The sequence below is a fragment of the Tumebacillus permanentifrigoris genome (assembly GCF_003148565.1).
GTDB classification, from domain to species: domain Bacteria; phylum Bacillota; class Bacilli; order Tumebacillales; family Tumebacillaceae; genus Tumebacillus; species Tumebacillus permanentifrigoris.
Genome location: NZ_QGGL01000006.1, coordinates 95,049 through 109,700 on the forward strand (window position 1 = coordinate 95,049; position 14,652 = coordinate 109,700).

Genomic DNA, 14,652 nt, shown 5'->3' on the forward strand with positions numbered 1-14,652 from the left:
CAATTCCCATTTTCCGTTAAGATGTGCTAGAAGGTTTTTACGAGAGTTGAGAGGAGAATCTCGGTGGTACCTTTTGCCTGTCTCTATGTTGAAAAGGGAGAGCCCTACCACGCCGGGTCGTGTCTGCTCCTCGATACGGAGGAAACGGTCATCGGCCGCACGTCGCAACAGGCGGTGCCGGAGGTCGCGTTTCTCAACGCGTTCGTCTCGCGTCGACACCTGCTGATTCGCAACGTAGAGGGAAAAGCGGTGCTCTACGATCTCGGGAGCAAGCACGGCACACACATCGGCGGCACTCCATTGGAACCGCATACCCCATATGAGTTGCAGGACTCCGACGTCATCCGGCTGGCCGGTGGCATGGTGTCGTTGCGCTTTTCGTATCAAGTGACGGAGATGACGCTGGAATTGGACATTCATAGCCTCCAGACGGTCAATCTAGGGGACTTGCGCATCGACCGGGAAAAGCGCGTCGCCTACGTCGAGGGTGACGTCATCACGATGTCAGACAAGGAATGGCGACTGTTCCTGATGCTCTACGACCAAGCCGGAACGCTGGTCACGTTCGAAGCGGTCAAGCGCGCCGTCTGGTCAGAGCGTTCGACCGCTGATGACGGCCTGCCCGATGTAGGCAACGATGAACTGAGTTCGCTCGTCTACCGCATCCGCAAGAAACTGCACGAGAGCCGCTATACGATCCAAACTGTGCGCGGAACTGGGTTCGTTTTTGAACCAAGGGAATAGGGCACGAGCCATTCAAGCCTGCACGCAAAAAAGGAGCCGATTTGAACTGGCTCCTTTTTCGTATGCTTATCGTTTTACGCAACGGTATACCGTCGACGGGGAGTTGACGCCCTTCAAGGTGATCGTGTGTTGCTCCGGCGTATACCCGTTGGCGAACATCACATCGCGAGCGGCCGCGTCTTGGCAGATCGCATCGGAGATCCAGACTTCACCGGCGCGCGCTTGGCCTTGCACGCGAGCGGCGAGGTTGACCGTCTGACCGAAGAAATCGATCGTCTCGTTGGCTTTGACGGCGAGCGCCGGGCCTGTATGCAACCCAATTTTCACCTCGAGGGTCGCATCAAGGTCGAGGCTGTCGTTCAAGTTCTTCATCTCGCGCACCATCTCCAGCGCTGCGGTCAAACCGTCAGCCGGCGTGGAGAAGGACGCCATGATCGCATCGCCCATCGTTTTCACCGTCGCCCCCGAATGTTGTGACACGACATCGGTGAGCAGGCGGAAATGGTCTTGGACGAGGCGATAGGCTTCCACATCGCCCGTTTTTTCATAGAGCGCTGTCGAGCCCTTGAGATCGGTGAACAGCACGGTCAAGTTGCTGAGTTTGAGATTCATCCCGTTCGGCAAATTCTCGACGAGGAAGGTTTCGCGGAACTTCTGGTTGTTCAGGAGCATTTTGCCCGAGAGGAACGGCAGGGCTGTCATCTGCTCCTTTTCGTCGGATGCATGACAGTCCATCTCCAGATGGTTGGTGTACATCAAGGTACAAGCGATCTGGTTCGAGTCGCGGTTGTGCAGGAGGATCTCGACCGGGCCGGCCGCAAGTTCGATCAGTTCTGGGAGTAGGCCATTGGCGGTCAATTCCACTTCGATCGTCTGCGGGCGCTCCTGCTGTTCGTCGGTAAATTGGATATGGCACATCGAATGCTTGTCGAGGCTGGCGATGCGATACAACTCACCGGGGGCACCGTTCAGATGGGTGGCGGCGGTGCGATGCGGTGGTACGACCGTGAAGCTTTTAAACGCCTTGCCTTGGATGTAGTCCATCATGTATTGAGGACGGATGAAGTTCTGCGAGAAAAAGTAGCGCAGATAGCTGTTATGGTCGGCGAAGGGATCGATCTGCAAGTCCTGAACCGCTGGGTGCAGATTAAACGAAACTTCCACATAGTTGTCAAGTTCTGTCTCCACATCTACATCACAGAGCGTACAGCGGAACGTGTCACCCATCGCGATCTGGTTCAGCGAGTTATAGGTATGCTCGACACAACTGCACATCGGACAGATCAGGTTCCAGTCCAATTCGAACAGTCCGACCTTCGTCCCGTAGATGAAGAGATTGAGGACGCGAGCAGGGTCTAGCTCATGTGTCGCGGCGAATCGCAACGGATTGATTCGGAACAGGTCCCAACTGTCCAGTCCTTCCAAGATCTCCCCAAATCGGTACAACAGTTCCTCGTCTTGCAGTTCAAATTGTGTGCGGATCTCTTCGATTTTGCTCCAAAGTATCGTCATGGTAGCCTTCATCTCGGTTGTCCAACTCCCTCTCCCCATTTGTAACTCCGATCATACCTTGTTTTTTAGTTCGTTTCCACATTCAAGTCCTTACGATCGGCGTGATTTTTCATTCTTTTGTTCTACACATCATGAATGAATTGTAACATATGAAACTAAAAAAGGGAGAAGCGGACAAAGACCGATACCTACCGTTTGTTGCATGAACACGGCAGTCATGAGGCAATCTTGCGAGAGGTCTACCAAGTCGCATTTAGTTTAAAACCTCATACAATTTGTTTTTTAGTATTACTTCACAGTTTATAGTTACTATTAGTGTATTTAATAATATTCTTGACAGCCTCGATGGCCTAATTGTATGATTTGGGAGGAATACCTGTGAAATCGTTTGCATCTCATGATTTTAGAGAGAAATAGTTTGACAGTAGAGAGGGGACATGTGAGAGATGAAGGACTGGAAGAAAATCACCACAGCAGGCCTTGCAACCATGATGGCAGTAACGATGGTGGGCTGCTCGAGCACCAAGGAATCGGACAAAAGCACGACCGACACCGCTACCAAGGAAAAGGTAAAACTCGTCTTCGCACGCGGCAAGGACTCCACTGGCGCTTCGACCAAACTGGTTGACGCGTTCAAAAAGTCGCATCCGGACATCGATGTTGAACTGCGTGAGATGCCGTCCGATAGTAACCAATCGCATGACCAATACGTAACGATGTTCTCGGCAAAGTCTGCTGAAATCGACGTGTTCGACCTCGACGTCATCTGGCCGGCAGAATTCGCGCAAGCAGGCTACCTGCTTCCGCTCGACCGTTTCATCCAACAAGACAGCATCAAAACCGATGATTACATCAAAGGCGCGTACACCGCTGGTAGCTTCAACGGCCAACAATGGACGATGCCGAAATTTATCGATACAGGTCTGCTGTTCTACCGCACCGACCTCGTGAAGGAAGTTCCGAAGACTTGGGATGACCTGATCAAAGTTGCCAAGGCTACCAAAGGCCAAGGCGGCACCCAGTTCGGCTACCTGATGCAAGCGAAGCAATACGAAGGCATCGTCTGTAACTTCGTTGAGTTCGCAGCATCCTACGGCGGCAAAATCGTCGATGACAAAGGCCAAGTTGTCATCAACAACCCGGGCACGATCAAGGGCCTGAGCAAGATGATCGAAGTGGCGAAGTCCGACTTCGTTCCGAGCAACATCACCACCTTCACCGAGCAAGAATCGCACACCGCGTTCCTCGAAGGCCAAGCTCCGATGATCCGCAACTGGCCGTACCAGTACGCGATGGCACAAGATCCGAAGCAATCGAAGATCGTCGACAAGATCGGCGTCGCTCCGCTTCCGGCAGGCGATGCAGGCTCCGCGGCAACGCTGGGCGGCTGGTTGGCAGGCATCAACAAGAACTCCAAGCATCCGAAGGAAGCTTGGGAATTCCTGAAGTTCATGACTGGCAAGGAAGGGCAAAAAATCACCGCGATCGACGGCGGTTCCGCTCCGACCTACCTGCCGGAATACGATGATGCAGACGTCCAAAAAGCGTCCCCGCTGTTTGCGAACAAGGACTTTGTCAACGGGATCTCCAAAGCGGTTCCGCGCCCGACCTCGCCGCAATACTCCAAGATCTCTGAAGTCATCCAAATCGAAGTTTCCAAGGCGATCGCAGGTCAAGAGACTGCTGAACAAGCCGTTCAAGCGATGGAAACCAAGATGAAAGAGATCGTAAAATAGGCAATTGAATACCCTATAACACCTTGGAATGCTCCTCTGCCCGTCGGAGGGGCATTCATGGTATGCGGAAGTGGTGAGAACACATGGCAAAAAAACGCCTGTCTGAGAAACAGGCCGGGTATCTGATGGTGTTCCCTGCGCTGCTGATCATCCTCGTGATTGCGATCTGGCCGGTCGTCCGTTCGTTCTGGATCTCGCTCTACGACGTGCGGTTGAACGATCCGACCAAGTCGCAAATCCACAGCAGCTATGGGATCGACCTGGAGCGCTACGCCAACGGCTTCCCGCTCTTGAAGTCGAACATCACCAAGGAAAGCCAGGAAGTAGAACCGCCGGTCGCCAAGACGTTGGATGCAGTGATGCAGTCGATTCAATCGGCCGACCAAGAACTTCGTCAAGACCAGAAGTTTGCAGATCAGTACAAGCAAGTAGACGATCTCCTGTTTGACTACAAACCTGTCCCAGAGGACCTCAAGTTTTTCGATGCGGACAAGCAAAAAGCAGAGAAACTCAAGCAAACCTTGCAAGATGCGGACAAGCAATTGCTCGATCTCGCCAATAACAAGCAACTCAAACACCCGGACGACGTGCTCGGCGTCGTGCGCGGGATGGAAGGCTCGATCATCGAGCCGAACTTTGTCGGATTGGCGTACTACAAGCAATTCCTCAGCGACTCGCGGATGTGGTCCTCGCTTGGCAACACCGCGCTGTTCACCGTCGTGTCTGTCGTGTTCGAATTGGTGCTCGGTCTCTGGATTGCCGTGCTGATCAACAAGCAGTTCGTCGGACGCGGGTTGGTGCGGGCAGCGGTGCTGATCCCGTGGGCGATCCCGACGGTCATCTCGGCCTTGATGTGGAAATTCATGTACGACGGGCAGAATGGCATCTTGTCCCATCTGATGTGGCAAGTCGGTCTGATCTCCGACCCCGCAGTTCTGCTCACCACCAAGGCGGGCGCGATGTTCTCCACCATTTTTGCCGATGTCTGGAAAACCACGCCGTTCATGGCGTTGCTGCTGTTTGCAGGTCTTCAAACCGTTCCGGAGTCGCTGTATGAGGCGGCCGAGGTGGACGGGGCGACGAAAGCTCAGCAATTCTGGCGCATCACATTGCCGATGCTCAAATCCTCGATTATGGTCGCGCTCTTGTTCCGTACACTCGACGCGTTCCGCGTGTTCGACCTGATCTACGTGCTGACTGGCGGGGGTCCGGCGAACTCGACGGAAACGATTTCGATCTACGCGTACAAGACGATGTTCGCACAGATGGAATTCGGCGCGGGTTCTGCGCTGTCTGTCCTCGTCTTCCTCTGCGTCGCGCTGATCTCGATGGGCTACATCAAAATCCTCGGCGCCGACTTGCTCGGCGACAACAGCGGGAAGTAAGGGGGAAGGACGATGCAGAAAAAAGCAGGGCCGTTGTTCTATGTGTTCCTGATCGGTTTCTTATTTGTAGTCATGTTCCCGTTCCTCTGGCAATTGCTGGCGTCGCTCAAGCCGCCGGGCGAGTTGTTCGGGGCGAACGCCTTCAACATCTTCATCCAGAGTCCGACTGCGGACAACTACAACCGCGTCTTCACCCAGCGTCCGTTTGGCACCTACTTGTGGAATTCCTTCGCAGTGGCATCGCTGACTACGCTGTACGCACTCATCATCTCTGTGTTCGCGGGCTATGCGATCGCGTGGCTGAACTTCCGAGGCAAGACGATCATCCTCGGGGTCGTGCTCGCCGTCTCGATGTTCCCACAGATCGCGACGATCTCACCGATCTTCCTGTTCTTGCAGTCGGTAGGGCTGACGAACTCTTGGTTGGGTCTGATCATTCCGTATACCACGTTTGCACTGCCGTTGGCGATCTGGAACTTGACGATCTTCTTCCGCAAGTTACCGCTCGATCTCGCCGAAGCAGCCAAAATGGACGGGGCTTCGATCATGCAGACCATGTTCAAGGTCTTCCTGCCGCTGGCACTGCCAGGGGTGTTCACCACAGCGATTCTCGTGTTCATCGCCGCGTGGAACGAGTTCCTGTTCGCGCTGACGATCAACACGCAGGAATCGATGAAGACCGTACCGGTCGGCATCGCGATGTTCCAAGGCCAGTACACACTGCCTTGGGGTGAAATCTCCGCTGCGTCGATCGTGGTCACCGTACCGCTCGTGATCATGGTCTTGATCTTCCAACGCCGCATCGTTTCCGGTTTGACCTCCGGTGCGGTCAAGGAATAGCCTCGCATGTGGCAAAAGAGTCTCCGTTGCGCCTCGGCGCTCGGAGGCTTTTTTTTGTGTAACGATGTGTAAATTTGCCGACTACATAGTAAAATGAGAATAAGAACTATTTATGCGGAAGTGAGGGACAAGACATGTCACTGCGATTGCACCGCACGCAGGAGAAAAAAGGCCGTGCGCTCGCCGTGCTGCTGCACGGCCTCGGCGCACCGGAGACATGGGCGGAATGGGAGCCCTTGTTGGCGCAAGATCCGCAGTTGGCGGATGTGGACGTGGCGCTGGCACGCTATGATACGGCACACCTCGTCAACGGCTTGTTCGGCGGGATCACCGGGGTCTTGAAACTGTTCAAGCGGGAAGTGACGCTCAGCCGGGAACAAGTGACGGACATCGCCACACTGGCACTGGAACTCAAGCGCGAACTGGACTCGCGCGAGTACCGCCACTATGACAAGATCGTGTTGATCGGGCACAGCATGGGTGGTCTGGTCGGCATCCACTACCTGTTGCAAGAGATCGAGAACAACGTCCCGCTGCGGGTCGGCGGCTACATCTCGCTCGCCACGCCGTTCAACGGGGCGGCGCTGGCGCAGTACAACAAACTGTTGGAGTGGGTGAACCACAACGTTCAGATTCAAGAATTGCGCCCGAACCACAAGTTTCTGGACGACACGATCCGGCTGTGGATGAAGCATCACGCCGTACCTGTGATGAACAGCGTGCAGTTCCGCTTCTGCTACGGGCAGACGGACGAGATCGTCGAGGCGACCAGTGCGATCCCGCATGTGGTGGCATCGCGATGGACGGGGAGCACACCGCTGCCAGGCGATCACGGCGGAATCCTCAGTGTGGCGGACGGACAGCAGAGTTTGGCGTACATCCAAGTGCGCGACCACATCCTCGACGTGGTCGACCTGCTCTCGCCCGCGACGGCACACAGAACAGACACCACGACGCCTACGAACGTCGTGTCTTTCCAAGACCGCACCAACGTCCGCGCAAACCCCTAGTCGTCCCACCGTCAGCCCGCGACACCGGGGCGGTGGGACAGAGGCAGGTGTCGGGCACAACGGCTGTTGCGAGCGGGACCTACGGATTTTTGGAGGAATACGCGGAGCATATGCGACGCTTTTTCATCGGGCAGGCGCATGTGGGGGTACGAGATGACTTGCAACGTTCGATGGATGAAGTGGCACGCCGGATCGTGGAGATGGGCGAGGAGCGGTTTGCGGAGTACTTGCAGCTGTACCGCTACTTGACGGGTGATGTGCAAGTTTCGTCGCCGCAGTTGGGGGTGCGGGACTTGTGGAAGTGGTTGTCGCTGATCCATCTGCTCGAACCGGAGTGGCAATTTACCGAGTCGGAGTACTCCAACCTCGAACTGCAAAGCGAGTTCATCCACTTGCTGTACTCGTTGCGGCAAGACCCGATGCGCGACCTCGTGTTCGATTTCGCGGAACGGATGGCAAAGGGGCACCATCGGCCGGTGTTTAAAACGCACGGCTTCCCGCGCCGGCTCGTGCTGGGCAACACCTATCGAGAGGATGTGCGCGAGGATGACGACGAGAATTTGTGCGAGCATTGCCGTCCGGCCCAACAGGCTCCGCTGTTTCACCAGATCATCCCCGATATCGGACACACCGACAGCCGGGGGATCTTGCAAGGGGTTGATCCGAACCGGGTTGGCGAGGTGCGGATCACCTGTCACGACTGCTTGCATGACGTGCGGACGTTGCCCGATCTCGACGCGATCTTGAAACGACTAGGAGAGGTGATCTAGATGGTGGACAGGCTGTGTGCGTTTCTGGAACAACAACCGGAGTTGGTGCCGCTGTCCGACCTCCGCTTGCGACATCTACAGGCGGTCTATGCGTCTCGACAACATCTGTTCGCCGTCGCCGGGTACGCGGGCGAGGTCGAACTGCTGCAGAATTGGAACCGTGCAGCCCATCAACTCGCGTTCAAAGTGCAGCGCAACATGCCGCTGGAACTCGATGCCCTGCGCTGGGACATGTACCTGCTCTTGTTCGTCGATGCGGACGAAGTGTCGGCCGAGGTGCAAAAGCAGATCGAGAACAATCGCTTTTACTTCCGCAAGATCGTGCTGACCCGCGCCGACTTGGCGGAGGAGCTGTTGCGCGACCGCTTGCCGCTGTGGTTTGGCGATCAGCAAGCAGGGGCGCGTCCGACGGCGGTGTGGTTTGAGGAAGCGCAATTTCTGCGGAAGTTGGAAGAATCGGTGGAGGAGGACGCGGCCAGGCAGTTGGGCGCGGACTTTTTTGCCAACGGGGTACAGGATGCGGACGAGCTGCTCCAGTTGTTGGGCGAAGCGGTGACGACGGGAGGGGAGACGGATGCGGCTACAGGCGATTGAGGTGGTGGCGTTTCGCGGGTTCGGGGAGCCGTTTCGCTTCGAATTTGACGATGCGGATGTGCTGGTGTTGTACGGACCGAATGGGCATGGCAAGACCTCGTTTTTCGATGCGATTGAATGGGGGCTGACCGGGCGGTTGTTTCGCTATGAGGAAGAGGCGACGGCGGAGCGCAAGCAGTACCGCTATGTCGGGAACCAGTTTCATCGGCAGACACAACCGCGCGTGCGCCTCGAATTTCGCATGGAGGATGGACGTGAAGTCGTCCTCACTCGAACCAACACCGCCAAAGCCTCCGATGTGACAGATGCGGAGAAATGCGTTTTGCAACTTACCGTTTCTGGCGTTGACTACGAGGGGCATGAGGCCCAAGCGATGCTCCACGGGTTGCTCGTCCACGCAGACTGGCAAGCCACGATGCCGGACGTCGGCAAGGGGCTTTTTCTCACCCATCTGTTGAGCCAGGAGCGGATGAGTCGCTTCCTGCGCGGGATGAAGGAGAGCGAGCGCTACGAGAGCGTGTCGCTGATGTTCGGCACGGAGCACTTCAACCGCTACAGTCAGGTGTTTCAGGAAGCCAAGAAAACATTGAGACGCCGCTTGGACGAGGTGGAGCAGGAGCGCAAGACCTTGCGTTCGCAGCAAGACGTGCTCAACCAGCAACTCGCTGACCTCGCCCCACAAGTGCAGAGCATCCTGCCAGACCAGAGCCAACTGCTGGTCGCCGGAGAACTTCCCCTGCAACAGGTCCGCTCCGACTTCCAAATTCTCCAGTGCGAACGCGACGAGCTCCAACACACCCAGCACAGGCTGACGCGGGCGCGGCACTTTTTGAACGAATGGCAAGAGCACCAGCCGGCTTACGAGACCAACCTGCAACGGCTGCAGCGTTTCACCAGCATGGAGACGCTCGACGACCGCGTGCGCAAACTCTCTTGGTTGCAACTCTGGGTGGACGAGTATGAGAAAAACGTCCGCCGCCACGGCGAGCTGACGGAATTGCACGCCACACGGGAGCCGGAGCTGAACGCGCTGCATGTGCGCAAACAGGATGCTGAGGGGATCGTGAACTGGATTCGGCATACCGGGCCGAGCAAGCAAGAATCACAGGAGGACTGGTTGCAACGCCTCAAAACGGTCGTCAAGGACGGGACGGTGACCGTGCTCGATCTGAAAAGTCGCCTCTACGATCTGATCGACGCGCTGACCCGAACGATGCAAGGGGCTAAACTGACCGAATTGCTGATCGAGAAGCGACAAGCGACTCAGCAGGCGCAGGAGAGCTATTACGAGCTCCTGACCAGCCTGACGAACTTTGCGCAGGAGCACAGGGAGGTTACCGACTGCCCCGCCTGTGGCACCACCGGGATCACGACCGACCATCTCCTGCGCCATGTGCAGGCGCAAAAACAGCAGATCACCCCGGAAGTCCTGCGGGACCAAGAACGTCTGGCGCAGGTGCAAGGCGAGTGGGAGGCGGCACAGCGGGATCTGACCGCTTGTTACGAGGGGTTGTACCTCGATGCGGTCAAGGTCTGGAAGGACAAGGAACGTCACCTGCACGAAGCGATCAGCGGCCTCAAGCAAACGCTCCAGCAAGAACGCGCCGAACTGGCTGACATCGAAAAGTCGCTGCACGACTACCAAACCCGTGCGCAATCGGTCGGGTTGCAAGCCACCGGTTCACAACTGCGTGCGGAACTCGCACAACTCGCCCGCCAGACACAGCAGGAGTGGGACGAACTCGCGGCAGGCGAAGCGACGGCATGGCGGGAAAGCTTCGAAACCTGCAAGCGCACCGTCCAGCGTGCCAAGGAAGTCCGGCTTGCCCTGCACGAAAGTCTGCAAGCCTTGTCCCTGCAAGCCAAAGACCTCGCAGATGCGGCAACCCTGCTCCACACAGCGGAACAGGAACATCGCGCGCGCGAGTCGGAACTCAGCACCCGCGAGTCGCAGTTGCAGCGCCTCTTGCAACTGCTCGAAGGCGCGTCGGTGGTCAGTCGCTACCAGACTCTCCAGCAACAGGCTGTTGCTGGGGCCGCCGAACTGACCCAGCTCGACCAACGCGCCACAGAACTCACGGAACGGATCGAACTGCTCACCACCGTTCGCAAAAAAATCCCCGAAGCGGTCGCCAAGCTGAACAGCGAAGTCATGGACGACCTGTTCGAGACGATGCGCTCGATCTTCGTGAAGATCAACTCCCACCCACGCTTCCGCCAACTCGCCTACGACACGACGAAAAAGCGGGACATCAACCACCTGTTCCTCACCGTACTCGCGGGACTTGAGGGCGAGGAACAAGTCGAGGCGAACCCGTCCTACATCTTCAGCGCCGCACAGATCAATGCCGTCGCGCTGTCGTTTTTCCTCGCGATGGCCCTCCGGCAACAATGGTCGCCGCTGCAGGTGATCGCGCTCGACGATCCGGTACAGAGCATGGACGACCTCAACGTGATGGCGCTGATCGACCTGATGCGCACGCTGCTGCTCGACCAGCAGGGCGGGCGGCGGCAGTTCATCATCTCAACACACGACTCGACGTTCTACGAATTGATGCTGAAAAAATTCCGCTTCTTCCGCGTCGGGGTCATCGAATACGAAGGCTACTCCGAAAAAGGCCCGCTCACCTACCGCGACATCCGCGAGCCGCTGACGTCCGACATCGACCTGAGCACCGTCGAGTGGAAGGAGCGCGCCTGAGCAAAAGACACATCACCGCAGACGGGATGTGTCTTTTTTCCGTGGACAACATTTTTTTCTCTCTAATTCGACGCATTTGTACATTTTTGGCAGGAGTTATGGGAAAAAATATTATATACTAATGAGGTGTGTGTATCGGTACTCGTGATAACAGGCTGATGGGAGTGCTTCCAGATTATGCGTGAGAGTAAGCAGCCGTTTGTGATGGTCTTATTTGGAGCCACAGGGGACCTTGCGAAACGCAAGTTGTTCCCGGCGTTGTACGCGTTGTACCGCGATGGGCTGGTACATGAACATTTCGCCATCGTGGGCGTTGGTCGTTCGGAAATGGGACAGGCCGAGTTTCGCAAGATGGTGCAGGATTCGATCGCCAAGCATAGCCGTTTGTCCATTGCGGAGGGACAGGCATGGGAAAACTTCATCGGACGCGTCGATTATGTCGCGCTCGATGTCAACAACTCCGAAACGTATGCCTTGCTGCGCCAGATGGTCGAAGCGCGGGAAAAAACGATGGACGACACGTCCAATCGTCTCTTCTACCTGTCGCTCGCCCCGGAGTTGTTTGGCACGGTGGCCACCAACCTGCGACTGGGTGGCTTGACCCAAAACCAAGGCTGGAAGCGTCTGATCATCGAGAAGCCGTTTGGCAAAGACCTCGAATCGGCGCGCGCGCTCAACGAAGTGATCTCGCAATCCTTCCGCGAGGAAGAGGTCTATCGCATCGACCACTACCTTGGCAAAGAGATGGTGCAGAACATCGAGATGTTGCGCTTCACGAACATGCTGTTCGAACCGGTCTGGAACAATCGGTACATCGACAACGTGCAGATCACCGCCAGCGAAACGCTCGGCGTCGAAGATCGCGCCTCGTACTACGAACATTCCGGAGCCCTGCGCGACATGGTGCAAAACCACATGCTGCAGATGCTGATGATGGTCTGCATGGAACCGCCGAGCAAGTTCGAGACGGAGGCGATCCGCGACGAGAAGGTCAAAGTCCTGCGCTCCCTGCGGCGGTACGCGGAGGATGAGATCTCGCAATACGTCGTGCGCGGTCAATACACGACTGGCGAGATGAAGGGCCAGCAGGTGCTCGGCTATCGCGACGAGGCCAATGTAGCCCCCGATTCGGACACGGAGACATTTGTCGCGGCGAAGCTCTATGTGAACAACTTCCGCTGGTCGGGCGTGCCGTTTTTCATCCGCACCGGCAAGCGCATGCCCAAGAAAGCGACGGAGATCGTCGTCCAGTTCAAGGAAGTCCCATTGCTGAACAACTTCACGCACGCCGGAGCTGTCGGACCGAACCTGCTGGTGATTCGCATTCACCCGATGGAAGGCATGACGCTCTACCTGAACGCCAAAAAACCAGGCACCGACGACAAAGTCGTGCCGATCGCGATGGATTTCTGCAACAACTGCGACATCGAAGGCGGTTCACCAGAAGCCTATGAACGCCTGATTCACGACGCGGTACACGGGGATTCCACGTTCTTCACCCGCTGGGACGAAGTGTCGCTGGCGTGGAAGTTCGTCGACCCGATTCGCCGCGCGTGGGACAAAGGCCTCGTGCCGTTGCATGACTACCAAGCCGGAACGTGGGGACCGAAAGCGGTCAACTTCCTGCTGTCAGAGGATGACGTCAACTGGTGGTATGTCCGCGACAACGAGGCGTTCACGCTGCCTGCCCAGATGCAGGACGGCGTGTTTTCGAGGAGGTAGGAACCCCGTATGATGAACTACAAAGTGTACGACGTCTCCATGCCGATCTTCAACGGCATGCCCGTCTACAAGGACAAGCCCACCAAGCAACCGAACATCTCGATCGTGCAGGATTTTGACACGGCGACCGCCCGTGAGTCCCGACTGGACATGGACGTTCACTGCGGCACGCACGTTGATTCGCCGCTACATATGGTGCCGGAGGGCGGCACGATGGAGACGGTCGCTTTTGAAAAAATGGTCGGCCCGTGCCGGGTGCTCGACCTCACGCACGTCGAAGGCGGCATCACCCGCGAACACCTCGAAGCCCAGACGGTGGAGGCTGATGACTTCCTGATCCTCAAGACCCAGAATTCCTATGAGGATGCCTTCAACCTCGAATTCAACTACCTCTCCGTCGACGGCGCAAACTACTGTGTGGAAAAGGGCATCCGCGGTGTCGGCATCGACGCGCTCGGCATCGAGCGCAGCCAACCCGGTCACCCGACGCACAAGACCTTGTTCGCAGCAGACATCGTGATCATGGAAGGCCTGCGCCTCTCCGACGTCCCGGCAGGTCCATACTTCCTGTGTGGCGCTCCGATCAAATTGCTGGAGACGGAAGCGGCTCCGGCGCGTGTGTACTTGCTCGCGTTTACTGACTAAATAGAGGAGTGACCAGAACATGAAGCTCGGACTGATCGGTCTCGGCAAAATGGGCTATAACCTCGCCCAGAATTTGCTCGACCACAACCACAGTGTTGTCGGCTATGACGTCAATGCACAAGCAGCCAAAGACCTGCAAGGCTACAACCCCAACGCGATCCCGGCGGAAACGATCGAAGACCTCGTGAAGCAGCTCGACACCCCGCGTGTCGTGTGGGTGATGGTTCCGCACGGGATCGTCGATAACGTGCTCGACACGCTCTCCCCGTTGCTCTCCGAAGGGGATATCGTCATCGAGGGCGGCAATTCGCACTACAAAGAATCGGTCGCACGCGGTGAACGCATGGGCCAGAACCGCGTGTACTACTATGATGTTGGAACATCCGGCGGCACCGAGGGCGCTCGTCACGGTGCATGCTTCATGATCGGTGGCAACAAGGAAGTCTTCGCCACCATCGAGCCGATCTTCCAAGACCTCTCTGTGGAAAAAGGCTACCTCTACGCGGGCGAAGTTGGCGCAGGCCATTTCTTGAAGATGGTACACAACGGCATCGAGTATGGGATGATGCAAGCGATCGCCGAGGGCTTTGAAGTGTTGGACAAGTCGCCATTTGACTACAACTACGAGGAAGTGGCTCGCGTCTGGGCGAACGGCTCTGTCATCCGTGGTTGGCTGATGGACCTGACCGAGCGCGCCTTCTCAAAGGACGCGAAACTCGAAGGCATCCGTGGCGTCATGCAGTCGTCCGGCGAAGGCAAGTGGACGGTCGAGACCGCCCTGGAACTCCAAGCGAGTGCCCCGGTGATCGCGATGTCGCTGTTCATGCGCTACCGGTCGCTGGAGGAAGACACCTTCCACGGCAAAGTCGTCGCCGCTCTGCGCAATGAGTTTGGCGGACACGCTGTTGTGAAGAAATAAACGCTGCTGGCGAAAAAAGAACCGTTCCCGCGTGGGACGGTTCTTTTTTTGTCGATAAAAATGAGAGTTCGGCG

12 protein-coding genes are annotated in these 14,652 nt (G+C 56.8%); 11 read left to right on the forward strand and 1 reads right to left on the reverse strand.

The genetic code is table 11. From position 1 onward, the window contains the following. Positions 1-63: 63 nt before the first annotated feature. Positions 64-744: an FHA domain-containing protein gene (locus C7459_RS08395; RefSeq protein WP_245884458.1), complete on the forward strand. Its 681-nt coding sequence runs from the start codon at positions 64-66 to the stop codon at positions 742-744. Positions 745-810: 66 nt separating this feature from the next. On the opposite strand, the gene C7459_RS08400 is transcribed toward C7459_RS08395, so the two are convergent. After that, on the reverse strand, positions 811-2,268 hold the full coding sequence (locus C7459_RS08400) for an adenylate/guanylate cyclase domain-containing protein (RefSeq protein WP_170119368.1): 1,458 nt from the start codon (positions 2,266-2,268) through the stop codon (positions 811-813). A 434-nt stretch (positions 2,269-2,702) separates the two neighbouring features. Between C7459_RS08400 and C7459_RS08405 the strand changes: the two genes are divergently transcribed. The 10 genes from C7459_RS08405 to gnd all read left to right on the forward strand — a co-directional run bounded on the left by C7459_RS08405 (position 2,703) and on the right by gnd (position 14,578). Continuing rightward, positions 2,703-3,992 carry an ABC transporter substrate-binding protein gene (locus C7459_RS08405; RefSeq protein WP_109688350.1) on the forward strand — a complete coding sequence of 430 codons (1,290 nt, stop codon included), beginning with the start codon at positions 2,703-2,705 and terminating at the stop codon, positions 3,990-3,992. Positions 3,993-4,075: 83 nt separating this feature from the next. Continuing rightward, positions 4,076-5,377 carry a carbohydrate ABC transporter permease gene (locus C7459_RS08410; protein ID WP_109688352.1) on the forward strand — a complete coding sequence of 434 codons (1,302 nt, stop codon included), beginning with the start codon at positions 4,076-4,078 and terminating at the stop codon, positions 5,375-5,377. A 12-nt stretch (positions 5,378-5,389) separates the two neighbouring features. Next, complete coding sequence (locus C7459_RS08415; RefSeq protein WP_109688354.1) at positions 5,390-6,217, forward strand: carbohydrate ABC transporter permease; 828 nt, start codon at positions 5,390-5,392, stop codon at positions 6,215-6,217. 134 nt (positions 6,218-6,351) lie between these two features. Beyond that, the gene (locus tag C7459_RS08420; RefSeq protein WP_109688356.1) at positions 6,352-7,227 is read left to right on the forward strand and encodes an esterase/lipase family protein; all 876 of its coding nucleotides are present in this window, start codon (positions 6,352-6,354) and stop codon (positions 7,225-7,227) included. A 47-nt stretch (positions 7,228-7,274) separates the two neighbouring features. Then, positions 7,275-7,997 carry an ABC-three component system protein gene (locus C7459_RS08425; protein WP_146200979.1) on the forward strand — a complete coding sequence of 241 codons (723 nt, stop codon included), beginning with the start codon at positions 7,275-7,277 and terminating at the stop codon, positions 7,995-7,997. After that, the gene (locus tag C7459_RS08430) at positions 7,998-8,591 is read left to right on the forward strand and encodes an ABC-three component system middle component 1 (protein WP_109688360.1); all 594 of its coding nucleotides are present in this window, start codon (positions 7,998-8,000) and stop codon (positions 8,589-8,591) included. After that, the gene (locus tag C7459_RS08435; RefSeq protein WP_109688362.1) at positions 8,572-11,292 is read left to right on the forward strand and encodes an AAA family ATPase; all 2,721 of its coding nucleotides are present in this window, start codon (positions 8,572-8,574) and stop codon (positions 11,290-11,292) included. Before C7459_RS08430 ends, C7459_RS08435 begins: the two co-directional genes overlap by 20 nt. A 177-nt stretch (positions 11,293-11,469) precedes the next feature. Continuing rightward, entirely contained in the window at positions 11,470-13,014 is a 1,545-nt protein-coding gene (zwf, locus tag C7459_RS08440) for a glucose-6-phosphate dehydrogenase (protein ID WP_109688364.1), read from the forward strand. A gap of 9 nt (positions 13,015-13,023) precedes the next feature. Further along, on the forward strand, positions 13,024-13,659 hold the full coding sequence (locus C7459_RS08445) for a cyclase family protein (RefSeq protein ID WP_245884460.1): 636 nt from the start codon (positions 13,024-13,026) through the stop codon (positions 13,657-13,659). 19 nt (positions 13,660-13,678) lie between these two features. Continuing rightward, entirely contained in the window at positions 13,679-14,578 is a 900-nt protein-coding gene (gene gnd / locus C7459_RS08450; RefSeq protein ID WP_109688366.1) for a phosphogluconate dehydrogenase (NAD(+)-dependent, decarboxylating), read from the forward strand. The last annotated feature ends 74 nt before the right edge of the window (positions 14,579-14,652 follow it).

Bases quoted from the DNA above. Each gene is read 5' to 3' on its own strand.
- zwf (WP_109688364.1), top strand. From the start codon at position 11,470: ATGCGTGAGAGTAAGCAGCCGTTTGTGATGGTCTTATTTGGAGCCACA.
- C7459_RS08410 (WP_109688352.1), top strand. From the start codon at position 4,076: ATGGCAAAAAAACGCCTGTCTGAGAAACAGGCCGGGTATCTGATGGTG.
- C7459_RS08400 (WP_170119368.1), bottom strand. From the start codon at position 2,268: ATGAAGGCTACCATGACGATACTTTGGAGCAAAATCGAAGAGATCCGC.
- C7459_RS08420 (WP_109688356.1), top strand. From the start codon at position 6,352: ATGTCACTGCGATTGCACCGCACGCAGGAGAAAAAAGGCCGTGCGCTC.
- C7459_RS08430 (WP_109688360.1), top strand. From the start codon at position 7,998: ATGGTGGACAGGCTGTGTGCGTTTCTGGAACAACAACCGGAGTTGGTG.
- C7459_RS08435 (WP_109688362.1), top strand. From the start codon at position 8,572: ATGCGGCTACAGGCGATTGAGGTGGTGGCGTTTCGCGGGTTCGGGGAG.
- C7459_RS08415 (WP_109688354.1), top strand. From the start codon at position 5,390: ATGCAGAAAAAAGCAGGGCCGTTGTTCTATGTGTTCCTGATCGGTTTC.
- gnd (WP_109688366.1), top strand. From the start codon at position 13,679: ATGAAGCTCGGACTGATCGGTCTCGGCAAAATGGGCTATAACCTCGCC.
- C7459_RS08405 (WP_109688350.1), top strand. From the start codon at position 2,703: ATGAAGGACTGGAAGAAAATCACCACAGCAGGCCTTGCAACCATGATG.
- C7459_RS08445 (WP_245884460.1), top strand. From the start codon at position 13,024: ATGATGAACTACAAAGTGTACGACGTCTCCATGCCGATCTTCAACGGC.